Source organism: Micromonospora sp. ATLC20 (assembly GCF_057196585.1).
Map to the genome: position 1 here is coordinate 1 of NZ_JBXUOV010000339.1, position 2,362 is coordinate 2,362.

The 2,362-nt window shown below is 75.5% G+C and carries 2 protein-coding genes and 1 pseudogene; all 3 read right to left on the reverse strand.

Going from position 1 to position 2,362, the window contains the following annotated elements:
* Positions 1-319: pseudogene (locus AC2CHG_RS31055) on the reverse strand (hypothetical protein); the annotation flags it as partial.
* 2 nt (positions 320-321) lie between these two features.
* Positions 322-1,812 (reverse strand): replication-associated recombination protein A, encoded by a 1,491-nt coding sequence (locus AC2CHG_RS31060; protein WP_262012396.1) that lies wholly within the window; start codon positions 1,810-1,812, stop codon positions 322-324.
* Positions 1,813-1,887: 75 nt separating this feature from the next.
* On the reverse strand, positions 1,888-2,100 hold the full coding sequence (locus AC2CHG_RS31065) for a hypothetical protein (protein ID WP_018785054.1): 213 nt from the start codon (positions 2,098-2,100) through the stop codon (positions 1,888-1,890).
* Between the last annotated feature and the right edge of the window lie 262 nt (positions 2,101-2,362).

Genomic DNA, 2,362 nt, shown 5'->3' on the forward strand with positions numbered 1-2,362 from the left:
GTGCCGAGGGCGGCGAAGCCGGTCGGCCGGCGGGCGGCATGCCGGGGGCGGGACCCGGAGCGGCGGCCGGATGGCGCGGCTCGGCGGCCGGCCAGGACGGGTCGGGGCCGGGGTGCGGCGCCGGGACGTCACCGTCCGGCCCGAGTTCACCGCCCTGGTGCTTGGCGGTGCGCAGGTCGTCGATCCAGCCGAGTTCCTCGCCGACGACAGTCGGGTCCAGCTCGGGCTCGGCCCGGCCGCGTCCCCACCGGCGGCCCTTGCCCCGCGGGTCGCGCCGCTCGTCGGGGCCGTCCGCCGGCCGCTCCGGACCACGCGCCATCACTACTGACCCCCCTCGGCGGCGTCGCTGCCGCCCTCACTCGCCCCGCTGGCCTGCTCGCCGCCCCCCACCCGGGCCCCGTTCGCGGCGGCCGGGGCGCCGGCCTCCGCCCGGGTCGCCGGAGCCGGCAGCCCGCGTACGATCCGGCGCAGCAGCGGCAGCCGGGTGGCCACCGCCCGCTCCGCGCCGTGCCCGCTGGGCTGGTAGTAGTCGGTGCCGACGAGGTCGTCCGGAGCGTACTGCTGGGTGACCACCCCCCGGTGGTCGTCGTGCGGGTAGCGGTAGCCGCGGCCGTGACCGAGGCCCCGCGCGCCGGAGTAGTGGGCGTCGCGCAGCCCGCGCGGCACCGGACCGCCCCGACCCGCGCGTACGTCGGCGACGGCGGCGCCGATCGCTGTGGTGGCCGAGTTCGACTTCGGCGCGGTGGCCAGGTGGATGACCGCCTGGGCCAGGTTGAGCTGCGCCTCGGGCAGGCCCACGTACTCGACCGCGTGGGCGGCCGCGGTGGCCACTGTCAGCGCGGTGGGATCGGCCATGCCGACGTCCTCACTGGCGAAGATCACCAACCGGCGGGCGATGAACCGGGCGTCCTCACCGGCCACCAGCATCCGGGCCAGCCAGTGCAGTGACGCGTCCACGTCCGAGCCGCGCATGCTCTTGATGAACGCGCTCGTCACGTCGTAGTGGGCGTCGCCGTCGCGGTCGTATCGCACCGCCGCCACGTCGACCGCCTGTTCGGCCACTGCGAGGTCGATCCGGCCGGTGCCGAGCGCGGTCGCGGTGGCCGCGGCCGCCTCCAGCGCGGTGAGCGCCTTGCGCACGTCGCCTCCGGCGAGCCGGACCAGGTGGTCCTCCGCCTCCTCGGCCAGGACCAGCGCGCCGCCGAGTCCGCGCTCGTCGGCGACCGCGCGGCGCAGCAGGCCGCGGACGTCGTCGTCGTCGAGGGCCTGGAGGGTGAGCAGCACGCAGCGCGACAGCAAGGGCGAGATGACCGAGAAGTACGGGTTCTCCGTGGTCGCCGCCAGCAGCGTGACCGTACGGTCCTCGACCGCGGCGAGAAGCGAGTCCTGCTGGGTCTTGCTGAACCGGTGCACCTCGTCGATGAACAGCACCGTCGGCGGGCCGCCGGACCGGCGTTGCCGGCGGGCGGTGTCGATCACGGCGCGGACGTCCTTCACGCCCGCGGTCAGCGCGGACATCGCCACGAACCGACGGTCGGTGGCCCGGGCCACGAGGTGGGCGATGGTGGTCTTGCCGCTGCCCGGCGGACCCCAGAGGATCACCGACATCGGCGCCGCGCCCTCGACGAGCTGACGCAGCGGCGCTCCCGGCGCGAGCAGGTGTTCCTGCCCGACCAGCTCGTCGATGCCGGCCGGCCGCATCCGCACCGGCAGGGGCGAGTCCGCCCGGGCGTCGGTGAAGCCGTCGGCGCCGCCCGCGCCCGCGGGTGCGCCGGCCGGCTCGCCGAGGCTGAAGAGGGCGTCCGATTCCATCACGAAGACAGTACCGGGCCGGGCCGACGACGCCGGAATCGCGCCGCCGCCCCGGCCCGGGGTGGTCTTTTCCGGTCAGCCGCGACCCGGCCGCCGGCCCCGGTACCACCGGCCGCCACCGCCGCCGCGGGGGCCGGAGCCGACCCCGGCCAGGTAGAGCGAGAGCAGCAGGAAGCCGATGAGCATGAGGGTCGAGGTGCTGAACAGATCGGGGGCGCCGAGGTCGGTGTTCATGAAGTCGAGCAGCAGCGCGAAACCGAACACGATGGCCGCGAGAATGGCGAGCATGTCGTTCCTCCGGTGGGGGTTCCCAGCAGGTCGGCGACGGATGTACCCAATCGGTCTGTTCGTCAATCTCCACCGTGGAACAGGCGGTGCCTCGGCCCTCGGTACCAGCGGGGATGCTCGTACGCTGGCGGAATGATCACTGTCGACGAGGCGCTGACCGGGCGGGACGCGCTGCTCGACGCGACCGGCGGCCACCCGTACGCCCGGCACGCGCTGCGGCGCGACCAGGCCGCGCGCGGATGGCGGCACGGCGGCGCGGTCG

Bases quoted from the DNA above. Each gene is read 5' to 3' on its own strand.
- AC2CHG_RS31060 (WP_262012396.1), bottom strand. From the start codon at position 1,812: ATGGAATCGGACGCCCTCTTCAGCCTCGGCGAGCCGGCCGGCGCACCC.
- AC2CHG_RS31065 (WP_018785054.1), bottom strand. From the start codon at position 2,100: ATGCTCGCCATTCTCGCGGCCATCGTGTTCGGTTTCGCGCTGCTGCTC.